Origin of the sequence: Acinetobacter sp. YH16051 (assembly GCF_013417135.1) — a bacterium.
In the GTDB taxonomy this organism is placed as follows: domain Bacteria; phylum Pseudomonadota; class Gammaproteobacteria; order Pseudomonadales; family Moraxellaceae; genus Acinetobacter; species Acinetobacter towneri.
Window position 1 is genome coordinate 1 of sequence record NZ_VPEN01000142.1, and the last position, 1,127, is coordinate 1,127.

Below are 1,127 nucleotides of genomic sequence, written 5' to 3' on the forward strand. Positions count from 1 at the left end.
CAATACAAAAAATTTCTGTAAAATCGTACATGGTAGTTAGAGCCTTTGGGTTGTGTCGTAACTTTCTAAATGGCTCTAACTACCTTTTTTTCAAGGGCTTTTCTTATCCGTAATTCGGGTTAATATAGATGCAATGCAAATACAACACAGATGGATTGGTCAGCAAATGTTAAAACAAAGTGTGTTTACCATGGCAGCAATGCTTATCAGCTTCAATACGATGGCAGCCAACACCGTGGTAGAAATGACAACCAGCATGGGCAATATTGAAATCGAACTGTTTAATGACAAAGCCCCAGTTTCTGCAAAGAACTTTGAAAACTATGCCAAGTCAAACTTCTATAACGGTACGATCTTCCATCGTGTTATCCCAGGCTTTATGGTGCAAGGCGGTGGTATGGATGCCAATATGCAAGAAAAGCCAACCAAAGCGACCATTCGTAATGAATCAAGTAATGGATTGAAAAATACCCGTGGTACCTTGGCGATGGCACGTATGAATCATCCTGATTCTGCCAGCAGCCAATTCTTTATTAATGTGGTAGATAACGATTTCTTAAATCGAAGTCCACGTAACGCAGGCTATGCGGTATTTGGTCAAGTCACTAAAGGTATGGATGTTGTCGATAAAATTGTAAAAGTACCAACAGGCAACTATGGCATGCATCAAAATGTACCGAAACAAGCGGTAAAAATACTCAGTGTGAAAGTGAAAGAGGCTGCCCCAACAAAATAAGCGGATTTAGATTGCAAAAATATGAAAAACATATTTTTAATTTAAAATTATAGGGTTAGTGCGAGTTTTGTGTGTTTTTGAACCAAAATAGTGCGTAAAAATCCAACACTCGTGAAAACAAGCAGTTAAAAGCACTTGCACGTGTAGGAAATTGCCCTATAATGCACACATCCCGACGCGAAACAGCCTACAAACTTAGCTCACAGGGTTAAGTTGTAGAGAATTTTTTGCGTTAAAATTTCTACTGACGAGGTAGAAGTTGAGATCATTAAGAGATTATGAAGAACAACTTGTGTGGATTTTTACTGATTGATCGATCGAACATATTTCATTGATTGATTGGTTTAAATTACTCGAAGTTTATTTGAGCGAAATTTAAGTCAGAAAATTG

1 protein-coding gene is annotated in these 1,127 nt (G+C 37.7%); it reads left to right on the forward strand.

The genetic code is table 11. The annotated features are described in order from the left end of the window. Positions 1-166 precede the first annotated feature (166 nt). Positions 167-736 carry a peptidylprolyl isomerase A gene (locus tag FTV41_RS14940; RefSeq protein ID WP_004969822.1) on the forward strand — a complete coding sequence of 190 codons (570 nt, stop codon included), beginning with the start codon at positions 167-169 and terminating at the stop codon, positions 734-736. The last annotated feature ends 391 nt before the right edge of the window (positions 737-1,127 follow it).

Bases quoted from the DNA above. Each gene is read 5' to 3' on its own strand.
- FTV41_RS14940 (WP_004969822.1), top strand. From the start codon at position 167: ATGTTAAAACAAAGTGTGTTTACCATGGCAGCAATGCTTATCAGCTTC.